Genomic DNA, 18,635 nt, shown 5'->3' on the forward strand with positions numbered 1-18,635 from the left:
GAGATGAGGGAGATGAGGGAGATGAGGGAGATGAGGGAGATGAGGGGGATGAGGGAGATCCTTCTTCGTCGCTACAAGCAGCTAAAAAAGACGGGTTTCTTATTGTCAGTCGTTCTGATTCGACTTTACGGGGACATTACCCAATTGAAACTGATGTCATTGCTGAAGAACTCGGTCCGTTTGATGCTCATTTTCTCGTACCAGCGTTTTTTGAAGGCGGACGTATCACTCAGGACAGTGTGCATTATTTGATGACTGATGGTACCACCACCCCCGTGCATGAAACCGAGTTTGCCCGTGATTCTGTCTTTGGCTATCATCACAGCTACTTACCTAAGTATGTCGAAGAAAAAACACAAGGACGTATCAGTTCTGAGTCGGTAGAAAGATTTTTATTGGCGGATATTCGTGCTGGAAGTCTGGAACGACTGCTGAAACTTAGTGGGAACCAGTGCGCTGTTGTGGATGGTGAAACTCAAGCAGATCTCAACCGCTTTGCACAAGATGTACTTGCAGCAGTCAGTCAGGGAAAACGCTTTTTGTTTCGCAGTGCAGCCAGTATCTTAACGGCTTTAGCAGCGTTACCTCCTCAACCTATTGCCCCAGAAAATATGGCACAGTATGTGCGAGGAGGGAAACCAGGTGCAGTGATTGTTGGTTCCCATGTGAAAAAGACAACTCAGCAGTTAGAGGTGCTGTTGCAACAAGAGGGAACTGTTGGAGTCGAAGTCGATGTCTCGCGGTTAGTTGATGATGTTGCAGATGAATCTGCTACGCTGTTAACCGAAGTTTTAGATGATGTCCGTGCGGCACATGATGCTTTGAAAACACCAGTGGTTTACACAAGCCGTAAGGAACTGACTTTTAAGGATGTTGAGACAAGGTTACACTTTGGGGAAAGAGTTTCAGACTTATTGATGGATATCGTGCGGGGTTTACCATCAGATATAGGGTTCTTAATTAGTAAAGGTGGGATTACTTCCAACGATGTTTTAAGTACTGGTTTGGAACTAACTTCAGCACGTTTACTCGGTCAAATATTAGCCGGTTGTTCAATGGTGACAACTCCATCAGACCATCCTCAGTTTCCTAATTTGCCAGTGGTGCTGTTTCCAGGAAACGTTGGCGATGCTGATGCGTTGGCAATAGTTTACCAAAGACTAAGTAAAAATACAGGGTGAGGATTGTAAATTTTTAATAACGCTATTGTAAACAGCGACTAATCTAGTATAAGTAATTGCTCGTTTTCCGTATTTTGGCAAGTGTTACATGACTTCTGATTCTACTATCCCTGATTTAGAGTCAAAAAAAGCCTTCTCTGATGGGGAAGCAATCTCTGCCGTTTCTCATGTAGAGTCCACGCAAGCAGAGGAAAATCCTGTCCTCCCTGAAGCAGAGGTAAATTCTGTATTGCTTTACTTAAAGTCAGATTCCTACCATCCCGATGTCGAGGCAAATTCTTACCATCCCGATGTCGAATCAAATTCCTACCATCCCGATGTTGAGGCAAATTCTTACCATCCCGACATCGAATCAAATTCCTACCATGCGGATGTTGAGGAAAATCCTGTCTTATCCGGTACAGAGTCCCATCCTCACCTTCCAGATGTTCAGTCAAATTCCGTCGTTGCCGATATAGAGTCTAATCCAGCCCTTGTAAATGTAGAATTGACTGAATCACCGTCATTAGAAAATACGGTGAATCACAATATCCAAGTTCAAATCAAAACTCAGGAAGGAAAACTTTTATTAATTTTACCAACAGAATCCCAATTGCCTGCGTCGGAATACAGTTGGACTGAGATTTGGCAACAGATGAAGCTGCGGCTTTTAGCTTGCGATCGCTCTTTTTCACCCAATACACCCGTACATCTGATAGCGCAAGATCGGTTGCTGGATACCAGACAGCTTCAAGAACTCGCCGAAAGTTTGAATCAATTTCAAATTCAACTCAAATCGGTTTCTACCAGTCGTCGCCAAACTGCGATCGCTGCTGTCACATCTGGCTATTCTGTAGAACAAGTACCGCGACAAACAACGCTTGGTTCTGAATCCAAACCTGCTAACCCCCCGCTTGCAGAACCCCTGTATCTAGAGAAGACGTTGCGTTCTGGAGAGGAAATTCGCCACCCCGGTCATGTTATTCTCTTAGGGGACTTAAATCCTGGTGGTATTGTAGTTGCAGATGGAGATATTTTAGTTTGGGGTCGTCTACGTGGAATTGCTCATGCAGGTGCCCTTGGAAATCGCGATTGCCTGATTATGGCTTTGCAAATGGAACCAACCCAATTGCGAATTGCTGATGCTGTAGCTAGGGCACCAGAAAACTCCCCGATGCAGTTTCATCCTGAGGTAGCATACATTGCAACCCAAGGAATTCGCATCGCTAGGGTGACTGATTTTTCTAAAATCCAATTAAGCAGGATGAATCCAAGCAAGGATGAAGGATAAAACAAAGGATAAAGAATGAACGATGAAATACCATAATTTTCACTTCATACTTTATACTTGAGCTTTCATTTCATACTTGATACTTTAGCCTTGATTTTATTGTATATTTTCTAATCACTAATCGAGCTCGTTTCTCTCATGACTCGCATTATTGTTACGACCTCCGGCAAAGGAGGGGTGGGGAAAACCACGGTTACGGCAAATTTAGGGATGGCATTAGCCAAAATGGGGCATCAAGTGGCTTTGATTGATGCGGATTTTGGTCTGAGAAATTTGGATTTACTGCTAGGGCTAGAGAACCGCATCGTCTATACGGCGGTTGAAGTCCTGGCTAGGGAGTGTCGTTTAGAACAAGCTTTGGTGAAGGATAAGCGCCAACCCAATCTCGTTCTGTTACCTGCGGCGCAAAATCGCACCAAAGAAGCCGTCACTCCTGACCAAATGAAGTTATTGGTGAATGCACTGGCGCAGAAGTATCAATATGTTTTGATTGATAGCCCCGCCGGAATTGAAATGGGGTTTAAAAACGCGATCGCCCCAGCAAAAGAAGCCCTGATTGTTACCACTCCAGAAATTGCCTCAGTCCGTGATGCCGATCGCGTGGTTGGCTTACTTGAAGCACAAGGCATCAAGCGTATTCATCTCATTATTAACCGTATCAGACCCGCAATGGTACGGGCAAATGATATGATGTCAGTTCAAGATGTTCAGGAACTTCTTGCAATTCCCTTGATTGGGGTCGTCCCTGACGATGAGCGGGTTATTGTCTCTACCAATCGCGGCGAACCTTTAGTGTTAGCAGAGAATACTTCTTTACCTGCTACAGCTTTTGAGAACATTGCCCGTAGATTGGAAGGGGAAACGGTCGATTTTCTTGAGCTAGATTCATCTGGTGACAACATCTTCGCCCGTCTTAGAAGATTGTTGTGGACAAAAATCATTTAACTTCATCGCGTCTCCTCCCACCGATCTGCAATGATTCTCGAACTTTTAGAACGAATTTTTTTTCGCAGTGCTGACAACAGTCGCACTCAAGTCAAACGTCGTCTGCAATTAGTGATTGCCCATGATCGCGCTGACTTAAGCCCTCAGATGGTGGAAAAGATGCGCCAAGAAATCTTGGAAATTGTGTGTCGTTATGTGGAAGTTGAGACAGATGGCTTAGAATTTACCTTAGAAAGCAATCAACGGACGACAGCTTTAATTGCTAATTTGCCCATTCGTCGAGTCAAAGAAACTCAAGAAAATACACCTGAGGTAGGCAGTAGCGATAAATCTAAATAGTTTTATAAAGAAGAACTCAGAACTCAGAACTCAGGAGTCAGAATTTTTTATAAATTCTCTACGAGTGGCGAATGAGTCTGTGGTTAAGATCTCGTCCCGTCAGGGGCGAAATCAGTATTAAATATTCCTGGATGGGGAATCTCGCGGAATTAGTTGAACACAGATCGAGTGAGTAATAGTCGCAGGGTCTGATATGTACGAATCCCAATACTACTTGGGTTTTGGGTTATCGGTGGAATTTGCACCCCGTGTAGAGACGCCCCATGGGGCGTCTCTACAGACTTTGTCGGTTAATAAATCAGCTTATTCGAGCAGTATTGGTACAAATCCCTGTCAGGGATGGAAATTATCTGTAAGCGACTTGTGGACCTGCCCAAACCTCTTTAACTCTTTGACCATAGGTCACACCCTGATCTGCATTTGTAGCAGCCACAGTTTTGCCATCATAAGCAACTGTTACCAAGGGCCATTGTTCTTCACCTAATTCGCCAGCACGGAACAATACTTGATCAGGCTGAGTTTTACTCCAGCCTAACAATACAGCAATTTCATGCTTGTTTTCTTCTTGTGAAGGAGTCACACTCTGGGAACGGTTTTCTTCGCGATCCCAAATCACTGCATGATCTGTAGCATCAGAAGTATTCATCGCCCCTTCAAATTTGCGTGCTAAAAAGCGATCGCCCTTTTGTGACCAGCTTACCGGAACTAAAACCGCAATAGTTCCTTGTGCATCATCGTTTGCCGAAGATACCTGAACTTTTAACAAAGGATCATTAATCGGAGCAGTTGAACTGACCACGTGTAACCGCTTAGTTTGCCTATCTTCTACAAACAGAACGCTGGTGACCTGGCTGTTATACATTTGTGGTTTGACTTCTAGTTTCACGCGGCTGTACATTGCATATCTACCATCCGGAGAAATAACAGGTACGCTGCGGTAGTAACGCACTCCAGAACCCCCTTTGGAACTAATCGCCTCTTGAGTCGCTTGTATCCATACCCACGGAATAGCATGAGGGCTGCCGATTGGGTCTTGCTGTACTGCTTGAGCTTCTTGGGGTCGTTGTTCTACAACCGTTACTGCTGTTGGCTTTTGTTGCGATTCTTTCTGATAGTCAATTTTAGCTGCTTCCAATGTTGCACCAGCAAGCACTTCCCTTGATGCGGAGCCATTATTTACTGCCAAGGTTTGAACTTTAGAGGCTTTTAATCGCTGTACTAAATCATATTGACTAGCTGGTATCTCGTTCGACGCCGAGTTAGGTTCTTTCATCGGTGGCGCTAGTTCAACTGCTACCAATGGATCATTATTAGGCATTTCCACTGAGGCAGAACCATCCTCGTCTACAGCCCAGACGTTAATTTTATCTGTTTGTATTTGAGATTGGGCAACCGCAGCTACCGACAGTGGTACAAAGTGAGATTTTTTTGTAGAGGAATTGATTTGCGTTGGTTTTGATACTGAAATTAAATTTGTTTGGTCAACACCAGCCGTTTGCTTTGACACAGACTCAGATTCTGTTGCAACAGAAGGCATTCTAGCTGCTTGTGTTTGTTTTGCTGAACTCGTGTGAGCTGATGCCGCCACAAACGGCGCAATCAACATCACAAAAATAAAGTACTTAAGGAATGGTTGCACGCGGAACCATCCAGACAACATAAGGTGTTTAAGCATTTGTTGACTCTCTAGAGGGCGGTTGCTGTGCGAGGAGCTGTGCCTATACAGCAATGGGGCAGGCTATTTTATATGTATAACAAGGAACTCCACTTTTAACGAAAGAATTTACTTAAATTTCGCATACTTTTACAAAAATGGGTATTCTTTAGTACGCATTGTCGCTAGAGGCTTTTAGGAGAAGATACGAGTATGGTATTTGAGCCTCACATAGAAATAACTACGTGACAGAAAACGCCGCTACTAATACCCAACCACACCAAAATGCAGGCATAGTTACAAGGATATTCCCTGTATCACTCGAATGAGTGCTACAAGAGGCAAGCAATTCCTCTGCCACAGCACAGATACCAATAACGGTACAACTATGGCGTGACTAGAAAAATTTGCAAAGTTACTTTGCAACTGAGCCGAGTCAAATCTTACCACTGACATTTAGTCAATGGAAAATATTCTAAGTTGAACTGCACCAACTGCATAACCAGTTGCAACAAATACAGGAACACACCACTGGTTTGGAAACTCAGCTACAAATGCACCCGTTCCGGGAAATATATCGAAACTAGATGAAATGCGTAGACGCATAAACCCGGGAGAGCGGCTTCAAGGGTTAGTAACTGTAACTCGATTTCTGTACACATTTATACAAAAATCATCATTTTGTATAGATGTGTATCAATGGCATATTCTGCCAACCCCTTGCGGGTAACGTTTGCCGAACCTAAGAGGTTCCGCTTCGCTAACGTCAATGTTCAAATGGCTTGTTAGGAAGACAGCACTACAGCTATAAACCAGTTTACTGATTACTTAACTGCCTTCGACAGAGCTACAAGCTGGCGTTCACTTGTAGGTGTCATGACCAATCGAACGTAGCCATAAATGGCTTAGACTGCACGCTCCGACTTTGTACAGCGTTGTCTATATTTGACTAGTTCTGTATAGGTTTTTCGGAGCGGAGAGTAGCGGAGCTTGTTCATCCGACATCGCCAAACACTTAAGCTTGGCTGAAGCAGATGCGGTTAATGCTGGCTAAAATTCCAGCGAGTTCATTATAACTCCACCTAGCGTTTTATTTCACGAAAATGCAACAAATTTGTCACTCTAGCTATCGTATTTGATTTGTGAGGAATGAACTGTAGAGGATGCACAGGAGGACACTTGTGTGGGGGGTTCCCGAAGCACTGCGTTGCTCTGGTTCCCCCAAGTGTATACCACGGATAGGGGCACAGCAATGCTGTACCCGTACAATCTTGCTGTGTTGCATTAAATTGAAAAAAGCTATATTCACTTGGTGGTATTCGTGCAAGAAGTCTATTGACTCTTGAGTATTATGAAAATCGTATTCTTTGGCACTCCTAGTTTTGCTGTACCGACTCTGGAAAAACTACTGAATCATCCAGAATTTGATGTCTTGGCAGTTGTTACACAGCCCGATAAACGTCGGGGACGCGGAAATCAACTGATACCCTCACCAGTAAAAGTCGTCGCCACCTCTGCTAACTTGCCTGTATGGCAACCTCACCGGGTGAAAAAAGACGCTGAAACTTTAACGAAACTCAAAGAATCAGACGCAGATGTGTTTGTCGTCATTGCTTACGGGCAAATTCTCTCTCAAGAAATTTTGGATATGCCTAAATTAGGTTGCATTAACGTGCATGGCTCAATTTTACCAAAGTATCGAGGTGCTGCTCCCATCCAGTGGTGTTTGTATAACGGCGAGACTGAAACTGGGATCACGACAATGTTAATGGATGCAGGAATGGATACTGGTGCAATGCTGCTTAAGGCTACTACACCGATAGGATTACTGGATAATGCCCATGATTTGGCAGAGAAACTAGCAGTTGTGGGTGGAGATTTGTTGGTAGAGACTTTGTTGAAGCTACAACATCAAGAAATTAAGCCAATTCCTCAAGATAATTCTCAAGCGACTTATGCGCCTTTGATTAAGAAAGAGGATTATCAATTGGATTGGTCAAAGAGTGCCATACAATTACACAATCAAATTAGAGGGTTTTATCCAGACTGTAATGCCAGCTTTCGCAACCAACCGCTGAAAATCACTGCCACTGCTCCCCTTGATGATGTTTACGGTGATGAGCTACCATCTGAAATCAAAGAAATAACTCATAAATTAGCTAATTTGTCAACCTTATCAGGTAGCCCAGGGCAAGTTGTAAGCATCGTCAAGGGGATGGGAGCAATTGTCCAAACTGGAGAAGGTTTATTGCTATTGCGAGAAGTTCAAAGTGCTGGCAAACGTCCCCAGTCGGGATGGGATTTTGTTAATGGTTCGCGTTTAGCAGTGGGAGAGGCATTTGAGTAAGGATGAAGTATGAAGGATAAAGGAAAAAAATTAATGACACCCAATGACTTCATGCTTCATTGTTCAGACTTTCTTTTTTCGTAGTAGCGGCAAGTCTCACATGGTCCATCTGGGTTAACCGCGCAACGAATCATTTCTGAACAAGCATTGTAGCGGCAACTGGCATCGCCAATCACCCAGCGCCCTCCTACAAGACTTTTTTCACTTGGTCGTGTAGCAGATTGTACATATAAAGCAATTTTTTGCAAAAGGTAGCGCCCTGCCTTAAGTTGATAGCGGTGGCGGCGCTCTAAAACTGCGTAGGTTTTCCCTTCAAGATCAAGGTAATTTCCTGGTTGTGGTGTCCAATCAAGTTGAACACTGCCGAGGGACTGACGCGAGTTCGTCAGAATCACCTCGGTTGGTAAAGAATTTGGTTCCATAAACTTTTGTAATGTGATTTACATTAATAGGATGGTAGCGCACCTGCCTGTGTCGGCTCGCATAGTTTATGTTATAGTTAACGATTTGCTAATATTTTGTAAAAAAGAGCTTTTCGTAAGTACATATTTATACCTCTACTCTTTTCTCTCTTGATCTGACAGTGACTGTGAAAATATTACCGGAGTCTAAGCTAATGTGCATTTAATCTGCACTAGAGGGACAGTCAAGATGCCTATTTTATAAGGCTTTTTTCAAATTCCAATATGCAAATTAAAGGACCATTAGCTTACTAGTGGTCTGCCAACCCAAAAAAGACGGGTAAGCGTAGTTTGTAGTTGGCGCTTTAGCGAAGACAGCGATCACTACAAACCCCACAAACTTGGTGTGGTGAAGTACTAGTCTACTCTCTGCAAAATAGTCTTTAGCCATTTTAGTTATCTTCTCAGCTAACTACCTGACTCTAAATGGTCGTTGATATATGGCGGTTCACATACAGGATTATCTTTGATTTGTGAATCATCAGTCTTATCATGATTTATGCTTCCTCCAGTAGTCGTACCACCTTTATTCAGTAAAGTGTTATCGTTATTGATTTGTATCTTCTCTGGCTTGCTGTCATGTCCATTTACTGCAGGAGCTTGAAGAGTCGGATTTACTGGTCTAGTGAGAGATATCACTGCTAAAAAAGCTAAAAAGCCCAAAAAAGCTAGTAAGCATATATCACTATTGCGCTTTGCTAGCCTGGTCATAAAATCAAGTAGCTGCTGTAGATTCATAGTGTTGGTATTTCCTATGGTTCAAATTATGCCAATCCTCAACCAGCATAACATAACTGAACTGACTTTATGGCTTGGGATTAGATAATTTAGATTAACTTGAGTTTGATAGAGTCTGAAAAGCCTGATTATGCCTGATTTTGCTTGTCTTGTCGAACTCATGTTAAACATTAAACAAAACTGAAGTGATCCTAAAAGTTATGGTAAGTTCAGTTATTCCAGGACAACTTCAGTTAAAATAAAGAGTGGACACAAGTCGTTTCAAGCCAATGGATTTTGAAGAAGTTATAAAAGTTATAAATGCAACAGTTTTAGAAAAGACAAACGCTCCTCTAAGTGATCCTGAAAAGACAGTACTCCGTGGCTCTTGGCAAGGAGAGACATATGAGCAGATAGCACATAATTCCGACTACAGCTTAAATTATCTCAAGCGAGATGTTGGTCCCAATCTTTGGAAGCGACTTTCGTCTGTACTAGAGCAAGAAGTCAGTAAAGCAAATATCACAACAGCTATAGAGCAATACCTAGACAAGCAGACAAATGCAATTACGTCAGTGGCGGAATTAGTGCCTGATAGTGCTAGTATTGTATTAAAGGAAACAGAGCTAGAAAAATCTCTTAAGGAGAGTCTTAACGCTGCTAAGGAACAGGAACAACTTCCTTGGAAATTGGATCTAAATTTAGAACGTAGGTTATTGGACCAGTTCTTGAAATATCCAGGCGTTGAAGAGGAGTTACGCAAACCAAGCAGAAATCAAGGAATTCCACAATTAGCCTATTTAGTTGAAGCTTTTAAAGCTGTATTAGAACAATATCCACAATTCAAGCATTACATAGAAGAATCTTGGATTGAACCTTGGTTAACTACATTTATTAAAAAATATTTTGAAAAAAATACCTCTTATTTAAAATTTAAAATAACTACAGAAAATTATTCCAGGCAGATAGTAAATTATTTGAATTATGCCAAGTTTGCAGGCATTGCGGTTGAAGGACAAGAGGTAGATAAATCTGCTCAGTTACAGCAAATTTTTGTCATGCCAGATGTGGTAGAAGATATTCGAGAGAGAAATTTTGCTGCTCAAAAAGATTTTGCTGATCCAGAAGCTAATTTAGAAGCAACAGGTATCCGCCAAAGTCAAGCAGAATTACTGCAAGAGCAAAGACAAATAGGACGACTTGAAAAAAGCACTGGCAAAAAATTTTCAGCACAAAATTTGTTGACTGAAAGCATATCTAAAAAATTTGTCTTGCTGGGTGCTCCTGGTTCTGGTAAGACGACTTTGTTGAGTTACTTTGCTGTAATGCTTGCCCAGAAACAACCAGAAATTCTAGGTTTAGCAGCCGACACAGATTTACTGCCAATTATCATTAAAATTCGGGATTTAGCCAAACGTGCAGAGCATCTGAGTATTTTAGATTATATTCGACAGTTTGCTAGCGGCAATTTACAGGTTAAAGAACTGCCAACAGGTTTTTTTGAATATTGGCTGGAGCATGGACGAGCATTAATTTTACTGGATGGTTTAGATGAGGTTGCAAACGAGGCGAAGCGGTATGAAATAGTTAATCAGATTGAAGTTTTCTTGGGTCAATACCCACAAAACAGAACAATTATCACATCTCGTCCAGCAGGGTATAAAAGCGTCTTTTTCCGCACAGAAGAGTTTCCCCGTTATACGCTAGAGTCATTTGACGATGACAAAATTGAAATCTTTATCAAAAAGTGGTACGAAAGCCGCTTTGAAGATCCAGAAGAATCACAAAGAAGGCAAGAAAGTTTACGTCAGGCTTTAGTAGAACAAAAGCGCATCAAAGAATTAGCCCGAAACCCACTGCTCCTCACTATTATTGCCCTGATTCATCGCTATGAAGCATATTTGCCCAGACAGCGACACAAACTTTATGACCGTGCGGTGAAGACTTTATTAACTAACTGGGATGCTGGTAAGGAACTTAATTATAAATTGCCTTGTGAATATCTCCATCACGACGATGTTGAACGCTTGATGCAACAACTAGCTTACTGGATTCATACTCAAGGAGGTACAGGAGATAAAGAAGGCGGTACGCTGATTGATAAAGAGGAACTGATTAAGCAATTAAAGCAATTCATTGCTGAAGAAAAATCCATTAAGCCACATCAAGCAAAAGCAGAAGCAGAACGTTTTGTAGCACATATTCAGGAACGTGCTGGTTTATTAAATGAACAAGGGCAAGACTGCTACGCCTTTGTTCACAAAACATTTCAGGAGTATTTGGCAGCACAGGAAATTAAGGATAGACAGGAAGGCGATGGTGATGAGGTGGTGTTGGAGCATATCGAAAAATATCTCCATGACCCCCACTGGCGCGAGGTATTGCTGTTACTCATCGCTCAACAACACCGGAAAAAAACTGCAAAATTCCTTAAGTATATTTTGGAGCAAGATACGCCTTACGAACAGTGGTTGCACCGTAACCTTTTCTTTGCTGCTAGCTGTTTAGCAGAAGATTTAGAAGTGCTAGATGAAAGCGTAGTACAACAGGTTTTGCAGCAATTAGTCGATTTGGAAATTAGTAACGATAAGCAAGTGGGTAAAAAAATCCGCGAGCAGGTTTTTAAAACCCTTTGCAGTTTGAATGAAACTCGGTTTGAAGCGCAAGCACTGCAACTGTTGAAAGACTCAGCGCAACACATTAGTGAAGAACGGTTGCAAGAATATCGTGCAGCATTGGGGGAAAAAGAAGAGGTGACAAAAACACTGTTAGCGCGACTGGCAAATGAGAATTCTTCGGTGCGTGGGAATGCAGCAGATGCCTTGGGCAACTTGGGCAATGCTTCAGTGGAGGTAGTGGATGCACTGCTGTTGGGACTGGCGGATGAGAATTCTTCGGTGCGTCGGTTGGCAGCAGATGCCTTGGGCAACTTGGGCAATGCTTCAGTGGAGGTAGTGAATGCACTGCTGCGACGACTGGCGGATAAAGATGAGGATTCTTTGGTGCGTCAGAATGCAGCAGAAGCCTTGGGCAAGTTGGGCAATGCTTCAGTGGAGGTGGTGGATGCACTGCTGCGACGACTGGCGGATAAAAAAGATGAGGATTTGTGGGTGCGTGCGCTTGCAGCAGAAGCCTTGGGCAAGTTGGGCAATGCTTCAGTGGAAGTGGTGGATGCACTGCTGGGACGACTAGCGGATAAAGATGAGGATTCTTGGGTGCGTGGGAATGCAGCACAAGCCTTGGGCAAGTTGGGTAAAAACTCCAGCGATGTTGCTAGTGCTGTCGCTCAATGGATTTCGCAGCACCAAGATTCAGAATATGTGGGCAGTGGAATTGATGCGCTGTGGCAATTGGTGGCAACGGATGGGTAATATCAGCTTCGGTTGAAGACTTATTATTAGGACTGACGCGGGGACGGGGGGACACGGAGACGCGGAGAGTGATGTTGTCAACAGGTGAAAAGCGATCGCTCTTTTTGTGAGATGAGAGTGCGATGCGCAAAATACAGCGTTCCAAGGGGCGATCGCTCTTCTCAAACCTTGAAAAACTCATCAAATACAGGCACAGGGAAAATTCTTCTAGGTAAAGTTTTGTTGCTTGTTTTAAAGAGTGCGATCGCACCTCCTATAGTCTGACGTTGGTTTGCTATTGCGCAAAATACAGCATTCCCGAGGGGCGATCGCTTTTCTCAAACCTTGAAAAACTCATCAAAAGCACTGGCTAGGAAACTTTTTCTAGGTAAAGTTTTGTTGCTTGTTTTAAAGAGTGCGATCGCACCTCTTATAGTCTCACGTTGGTTTGCTATTGCACAAAGTAGAGCATTCCCCAGAGGCGATCGCCTTTCTCAAACCTTGAAAAACTCATCAAAACAGGCACACGGAAAATTCTTCTAGGTAAAGTTCTGTTGCTTCTTCATTGAGCGGTTCTATGCCAATACGCTTGGTGATAAGACCAGAACCTTTATCAGGAACACAATGTAGAGACGCGCCATGGCGCGTCTCTACACACGTAATTTTTTACACATCAACCTTAACTGAACCGTATTGGGTTCTATGCTGTACATACTACAACGTAGGGACATAATATGCTGTTACCAAAAAAAGGTATCCAGGGCACCTCGGATACCTCTAATAAAAAATAAAAAATATAAAAACTTGTACGAAAAGTGTAAATTGCACTTGTTTGTTTTAGGAGATTTCAAAACTAGAAATTAGAAAAAAATAACTATTGTAACCATCTTTCAAATTTATCAACAAAGTGTGCAAATTGGCATTTTTTGTGTTTTGGCTCTTAAATTAAGTTTTTAAATATGCCCCTCAAGTGTGTGTATATATGATACTGAGGGGCAAGTAGAAAATTTTAAGCAACTTGAGCCAACCCACGATTTTGATTTGTTTGTGTAGTCTTGCCATGTACTGTACCAATTAAGCAGAACTTTGTCGCTGTAACAGTGCTGTGTTTGTGAGATACGATATCGTATATTGCCTCAAGTGCGGACTCGATGGAACCTTGCAGCCATGCTGGATATTTAGAACAATGTTCGCCAGCGAAGAACAAAGTATTTTGAGGTCTAGCAGCTTCCAAATAACTAATGGTGTGGTTGGATTCATCCGACATATCATCACTCCAATGAACTGTACAGCCACCAGCACTCCACTTGTAGTTACCCCAAGCAATTGAAGCGACATCAGCAACCATACCGTTGCTTTGAAGTTCCGGGTGAACTTTGCTAACAATGTTTTTAACGTAGTGGTGACGTTCAGAAGAAGACATATTCCCCATTCTGTCAGCATCATCACCGATGGTGTAGCTAGCAAGCATCACACTACCACTCTTGGGATTGAACTTCACAGAAGGATAGTAGCTTTGGCGAACGCCTTCACCGCTGAAGGATGCACCACCTTTAATTCCTTGTTTTTCCCAGAAAGCAGATTGAGTGTGGAATGCCACTTTCGTTGCTGGACAATATATAGTGTTGTGGATAGAATCCAGTTTTCTTTCATCAAATCCTTCTAACTCCATTTTCCGCATTACCGAGAAAGGAATTGTACACAACACATAATCGCAACGACGGGTGTGCTTTTCTCCATTGGATAAGTAATCAATTTCTGTATAACCATCACGCACCCGCATTGCTACGACTTGTAGGTTGCATATAATCGGGGAATTGATTGATGCTACAAGACGTTGGATGATTTGATCCATTCCACCTTTGATTTGCAATAAATCGTGACTGGTTTCAACTATGATGTCACTAAGGAACATATCCAGAGCCTTGCTGCAACGAGCGCGGAAACTAGGATGGTCTTTGATAAATGAGTTCAAATCAATCGTTTCCCCATCTTCACTAAAGTAAGGTTCTAAGTCCAGTCTTTCCAACTCATCCATCAAGTGTGATTTCAAGTCAGCATCCAAACTTTCACGCAAATTACCGGGGGAGATGGTATTGACAATTGTCTTCAACCATGCGGCAAACAACCGGGTTTTTTCGTTGTAACGAGTGTCGGTAAAGATTCCTTGATAGCGTTCTTGGAGGAGGCGGGGTGCGTCTTTCATGCGGAAGATGTTTCCTTCGATGTTCATGAAAGCGTTTTGTTCTTCAAAGACTGTGACAAATTTGCAGAGTTTGTCAGCTAGTCCTAATTCTTTTACATAATGCAGTGTATGTTGGTGGTCGCTGGGGATACGCATTGCACCGAGTTCTGCATAGGGTGCATCTTGTTCGTTACCGAAGCGGTGTGTCCAAATTCGACCGCCGACGCGGGGGCTACCTTCCATGATATCTACGGTGTGACCCATGCGTTCTAGTTCGTAAGCTGCGACTAAACCAGCGATTCCTGCGCCTAAAATGGTGATGTGCTTGCTTTGTTGGGAGTTTGACAGTTTGCACATATTCAGCATGAATTTGGTGTCCATTTTTCGATACCTCGTAAAAGTGTGATTTAGGTAAATTGGAAAGTTTGCGTGGCGGTGTTTGTGTGTTTCAACCGCTTCTGAATGTTTATACCGATGGGGTTGCTGGGTTTATGCAGTCGCTGACGGTTGTGATGGAAAAATTTTTTTAGATTGGGGACGGACGCATTTTTCAACAACGGACAACCGCTATTGCGGGTTGCGACACTGTCCCAGTGAAAGCAAAGGTTACAGCAGTATTCCTTGGCGTCAGGAGAAGCTAGAGCCATGCAGGAGGGTTTCCCGTTCTCACGGTGACTGGGTTCAGGAGTCAAATGTGCTCTATATGTGGCTCTTGAGTTGAAAAGGTGTACCTCAATAAGGGATTTCTAACAAATAAATTATCCGGCGTTGCTGATTTGAAGTATGAATCCAAGTGTAGAGACGTGACGCCAGTCGCCTAGGTCGGGAAACCCTCCTGCAGCGCTGGCTCACCATGGTACGTCTCTACAAGGGTTTGGAATCACAACATCTTTTTCATACATGGATTCAGCAACGCCAATTATCCAATCTTGTGTGGGGTGTGCCGGAAAGCCATCCGTGTTAACAATCACGTTTAAACCTTTATTCCACGTTGATTTACCCCACCCCTTAATCCCCTCCCCGAACTTCGGGGAGGGGAGGTTTTGCCTTGTTCCCAGTCTCTGGCTGGGAATACCATTGGGAGGCAGAGCCTCCCAATTGAGCGTTACTAGCCGCTTCAAGGGCATTCCAGGTAGAACCACCGCGCCCGAGATTTTAGAAGGGTTTTGGCTTAAGTTGACACCCATGGCATCTGGTTCGCCCAGTTTATAGGACGGGCAAGATGCCCATCCCACAAAATTGGATATTTTTTAAGAAAGGAAGTCCCTAAAGATGCAAACTGCTGTATTTGGAAGCCGTCAAAACCTTTACTGCCATTTGAAGGTGCTTATTACATTGTTTGAAGTTATGTAGCCTTTTAATTACGGACGATAAGCCACTGCGGTAAACTAAGCCTTGATTATAATTCTTTCGCACCAGAAGAATACTCTGAAAGGAGATTTTTTTCAATGTCTCATACCGTAAAAATCTACGATACCTGCATCGGCTGCACACAATGCGTCCGCGCATGCCCCACTGACGTGCTGGAGATGGTACCCTGGGATGGCTGCAAAGCCCAGCAAATTGCCTCTTCACCGCGCACAGAAGACTGCGTGGGCTGCAAGCGATGTGAAACGGCTTGTCCTACCGACTTTTTAAGCATCCGGGTTTACTTGGGATCTGAAACGACTCGTAGTATGGGTCTGGCTTACTAGTTTTTCGTTCGGATCGCAGTTAATTATTTAGATAGCAAGCACTTTTAGCATTGTGGGTTGGGCATTCCCTAACATTCATAAGAATGGTGGGCAACGTCCAACCTACAAAATTATTACGTTAATGTAAAAGTCCGAAATAAATCGCAATAATAAGCTGTCCCATAATAAATAAGCTTGCATACTCAAGAGCAGCCAGGTTGCATACCAGCATTGAACCTTAGATTTTTGAATTTCTCCTGAATGCAAATTTCTCCTAAATGCGAATTGCTTATTGCGTCTCTAGCGCCCGCACTGGCGGGCTTTTTTCATGTAGTCACCACTTTAATCATTAAGGCAAAGTCGTTCTTTGGTGTTGCTGAATCCACGGATGATTCTTGTGGGGTAGGCATTTTGGTTGCCCAGCAAATTCAAAGGACGGGCAAGATGCCCATCCCACAAGAACACAAAATTCATCCTGCAAATATGCAACGCCCGTTTTTTTGCCAAAATGCTACCTTTGTGTTAACAACTATACTGAGTTGTATTAGTCCTATAAAAAGAGTGGTGTGATCAATGTGCGGCATCGTTGGCTATATTGGCACTCAAACGGCAACAGAAATTTTGCTATCTGGGCTGGAAAAACTGGAGTATCGGGGCTACGATTCAGCGGGAATCGCCACGATATGGGAAGGTGATGTGAATTGTGTCCGGGCAAAAGGCAAACTTCACAACCTGCGTTCTAAGCTAGAACAAGTAGAAACCCACGCTCAAATTGGTATTGGTCACACTCGCTGGGCAACTCATGGTAAGCCAGAAGAGTACAATGCCCATCCACATATGGATGCAGCTATGCGAATAGCTGTGGTTGTAAATGGGATTATTGAAAACTACAGCGAGTTGCGCGAGGAACTGAAACAGAAAGGATACCAGTTTCGCTCAGATACAGATGTTGAGGTTATTCCCCACCTGATAGCTGAGTTTTTCCAGCATTCCCCTGCTTCTACTCTTCCTTTTTCCCCTTCTCTGTTCCTTGAGGCTGTTCGTGATACTGTTAAAAAACTCAGGGGGGCGTTTGCGATCGCACTAATCAGTGCTGACTACCCCGACGAATTGATCGTTGTTCGACAGCAAGCACCGATAGTCATTGGTTTTGGGCAAGGAGAATTTTTCTGTGCTTCCGATACGCCAGCCATTATTGCTTACACTCGTGCAGTGTTACCCCTAGACAATGGAGAAATTGCACGCCTGACACCTTTGGGTGTTGAGGTTTACAACTTTGCTGGTGAAAGGTTGAAGAAACAACCCCGCTTGCTCAACTTGAATCCCATGATGGTGGAAAAGCAGGGATTCAAGCACTTCATGCTCAAGGAAATTTACGAGCAACCGGGAGTTGTACGAGCTTGTTTAGATGCATACTTCAATGCTGATTGGAATGTAAATGATTCTACCAATTCTCCGGTGAAGCTTGGTTTAGCTGCAGATATTTACGGTGACTTAGAACAAATTCAAATCATCGCCTGTGGTACCAGTTGGCACGCAGCAATAGTGGGTAAATATTTACTAGAACAACTGGCGGGAATTCCTACCCAAGTGCATTACGCTTCAGAATTTCGTTATGCACCAACACCCCTGACACCTAATACGCTAACGATTGGCGTGACTCAATCTGGTGAAACCGCCGATACGCTAGCAGCTTTGGCGATGGAAAAAGAACGTCGCCAAGGTAAAGAACCTAAGTATCAGGCACGGCTGCTGGGAATTACCAATCGCCCAGAAAGCACCCTAGGTCAAATGATATTTCATATTATCAATACTCTCGCGGGAATTGAAATTGGGGTGGCGGCGACGAAAACTTTTGTTGCCCAACTGATGGCATTTTACGCCTTGGCTTTGGATTTAGCGTATCTTCGTCAGACTATTCCGCCAACAAGATTGCAGGAAATTATTAACGGGTTGCGGCAAATTCCTGGTGAAATTGAAGCAACTTTGGAAAGACAAGAGCATTATATAGAGCAATTGGCTCATGAGTTTGCAGAAACCAAAGATTTCATCTTTTTGGGAAGGGGAATTAATTACCCCATAGCCTTAGAAGGAGCGTTGAAATTAAAGGAAATCAGTTATATTCATGCAGAGGGATATCCTGCTGGAGAAATGAAGCATGGACCTATTGCTTTGTTGGATGCAAAAGTACCAGTTGTGGCGATCGCTATGCCTGGAAGTGTCTACGAAAAAGTCATTTCTAACGCCCAAGAGGCAAAAGCCCGTGATTCTCGGTTAATTGGTGTGACTCCAGTCAACGATGGGGAAGCAGCGGAAATCTTTAACGACCTTATCCCGGTATCAAAAGTCGATGAATTGCTTTCCCCCATTCTCACGGTGATTCCCCTGCAATTGCTGGCTTATCACATTGCGGCGCGTCGCGGTTTGGATGTTGACCAGCCAAGGAATTTGGCGAAGTCTGTAACGGTGGAATAATATAATTTCAGCTAAAAAAAATTTTGTGGAGGGGTAAA

16 protein-coding genes are annotated in these 18,635 nt (G+C 43.3%); 11 read left to right on the forward strand and 5 right to left on the reverse strand.

Annotation, left to right across the window (positions count from 1 at the left end):
- The 4 genes from ACM0OZ_RS37330 to minE all read left to right on the forward strand — a co-directional run.
- The coding region (locus ACM0OZ_RS37330; RefSeq protein ID WP_414587889.1) for a four-carbon acid sugar kinase family protein at nt 1–1,181 on the forward strand (1,181 nt) is incomplete at its 5' end.
- A gap of 88 nt (nt 1,182–1,269) precedes the next feature.
- The gene (minC, locus tag ACM0OZ_RS37335) at nt 1,270–2,451 is read left to right on the forward strand and encodes a septum site-determining protein MinC (protein ID WP_414587890.1); all 1,182 of its coding nucleotides are present in this window, start codon (nt 1,270–1,272) and stop codon (nt 2,449–2,451) included.
- Between the two features lie 138 nt (nt 2,452–2,589).
- Nucleotides 2,590–3,396 carry a septum site-determining protein MinD gene (gene minD / locus ACM0OZ_RS37340; RefSeq protein ID WP_414587891.1) on the forward strand — a complete coding sequence of 269 codons (807 nt, stop codon included), beginning with the start codon at nt 2,590–2,592 and terminating at the stop codon, nt 3,394–3,396.
- 30 nt (nt 3,397–3,426) lie between these two features.
- Nucleotides 3,427–3,735, forward strand: a complete 309-nt coding sequence (minE, locus tag ACM0OZ_RS37345; protein WP_414587892.1) for a cell division topological specificity factor MinE — start codon at nt 3,427–3,429, stop codon at nt 3,733–3,735.
- 346 nt (nt 3,736–4,081) lie between these two features.
- Here minE and ACM0OZ_RS37350 read toward each other — a convergent pair whose 3' ends face one another.
- Nucleotides 4,082–5,410 (reverse strand): hypothetical protein, encoded by a 1,329-nt coding sequence (locus ACM0OZ_RS37350; protein ID WP_414587893.1) that lies wholly within the window; start codon nt 5,408–5,410, stop codon nt 4,082–4,084.
- Nucleotides 5,411–6,740: 1,330 nt separating this feature from the next.
- On the opposite strand from ACM0OZ_RS37350, the gene fmt reads away from it, so the two are divergent.
- Complete coding sequence (gene fmt, locus ACM0OZ_RS37355; protein WP_414587894.1) at nt 6,741–7,736, forward strand: methionyl-tRNA formyltransferase; 996 nt, start codon at nt 6,741–6,743, stop codon at nt 7,734–7,736.
- Nucleotides 7,737–7,792: 56 nt separating this feature from the next.
- Here the strand turns inward: fmt and ACM0OZ_RS37360 are convergent, their stop codons facing one another.
- Nucleotides 7,793–8,158, reverse strand: a complete 366-nt coding sequence (locus ACM0OZ_RS37360; RefSeq protein WP_414587895.1) for a DUF6464 family protein — start codon at nt 8,156–8,158, stop codon at nt 7,793–7,795.
- A 447-nt stretch (nt 8,159–8,605) separates the two neighbouring features.
- Nucleotides 8,606–8,935 carry a hypothetical protein gene (locus tag ACM0OZ_RS37365; RefSeq protein WP_414587896.1) on the reverse strand — a complete coding sequence of 110 codons (330 nt, stop codon included), beginning with the start codon at nt 8,933–8,935 and terminating at the stop codon, nt 8,606–8,608.
- A gap of 269 nt (nt 8,936–9,204) precedes the next feature.
- On the opposite strand from ACM0OZ_RS37365, the gene ACM0OZ_RS37370 reads away from it, so the two are divergent.
- The 3 genes from ACM0OZ_RS37370 (at nt 9,205) to ACM0OZ_RS37380 (ending at nt 12,807) form a co-directional block, all read left to right on the forward strand.
- Nucleotides 9,205–12,285: an NACHT domain-containing protein gene (locus ACM0OZ_RS37370; protein ID WP_414587897.1), complete on the forward strand. Its 3,081-nt coding sequence runs from the start codon at nt 9,205–9,207 to the stop codon at nt 12,283–12,285.
- A 117-nt stretch (nt 12,286–12,402) separates the two neighbouring features.
- Nucleotides 12,403–12,549 (forward strand): hypothetical protein, encoded by a 147-nt coding sequence (locus ACM0OZ_RS37375; protein WP_414587898.1) that lies wholly within the window; start codon nt 12,403–12,405, stop codon nt 12,547–12,549.
- Nucleotides 12,550–12,660: 111 nt separating this feature from the next.
- Nucleotides 12,661–12,807: a hypothetical protein gene (locus tag ACM0OZ_RS37380; protein ID WP_414587899.1), complete on the forward strand. Its 147-nt coding sequence runs from the start codon at nt 12,661–12,663 to the stop codon at nt 12,805–12,807.
- A gap of 466 nt (nt 12,808–13,273) precedes the next feature.
- On the opposite strand, the gene ACM0OZ_RS37385 is transcribed toward ACM0OZ_RS37380, so the two are convergent.
- Nucleotides 13,274–14,830 carry a flavin monoamine oxidase family protein gene (locus ACM0OZ_RS37385; protein ID WP_414587900.1) on the reverse strand — a complete coding sequence of 519 codons (1,557 nt, stop codon included), beginning with the start codon at nt 14,828–14,830 and terminating at the stop codon, nt 13,274–13,276.
- A gap of 467 nt (nt 14,831–15,297) precedes the next feature.
- Nucleotides 15,298–15,684: a hypothetical protein gene (locus tag ACM0OZ_RS37390; protein WP_414587902.1), complete on the reverse strand. Its 387-nt coding sequence runs from the start codon at nt 15,682–15,684 to the stop codon at nt 15,298–15,300.
- Nucleotides 15,685–15,897: 213 nt separating this feature from the next.
- Between ACM0OZ_RS37390 and psaC the strand changes: the two genes are divergently transcribed.
- From psaC to glmS, 3 genes are all read left to right on the forward strand, one after another.
- Nucleotides 15,898–16,143 (forward strand): photosystem I iron-sulfur center protein PsaC, encoded by a 246-nt coding sequence (psaC, locus tag ACM0OZ_RS37395; protein WP_071838288.1) that lies wholly within the window; start codon nt 15,898–15,900, stop codon nt 16,141–16,143.
- Nucleotides 16,144–16,383: 240 nt separating this feature from the next.
- Complete coding sequence (locus tag ACM0OZ_RS37400) at nt 16,384–16,692, forward strand: hypothetical protein (protein WP_414587903.1); 309 nt, start codon at nt 16,384–16,386, stop codon at nt 16,690–16,692.
- Nucleotides 16,693–16,695: 3 nt separating this feature from the next.
- The gene (glmS, locus tag ACM0OZ_RS37405; protein ID WP_414587904.1) at nt 16,696–18,597 is read left to right on the forward strand and encodes a glutamine--fructose-6-phosphate transaminase (isomerizing); all 1,902 of its coding nucleotides are present in this window, start codon (nt 16,696–16,698) and stop codon (nt 18,595–18,597) included.
- Nucleotides 18,598–18,635: the final 38 nt, after the last annotated feature.

It is taken from the genome of Scytonema sp. PCC 10023, assembly GCF_963920835.1.
GTDB lineage: Bacteria > Cyanobacteriota > Cyanobacteriia > Cyanobacteriales > Nostocaceae > Kalymmatonema.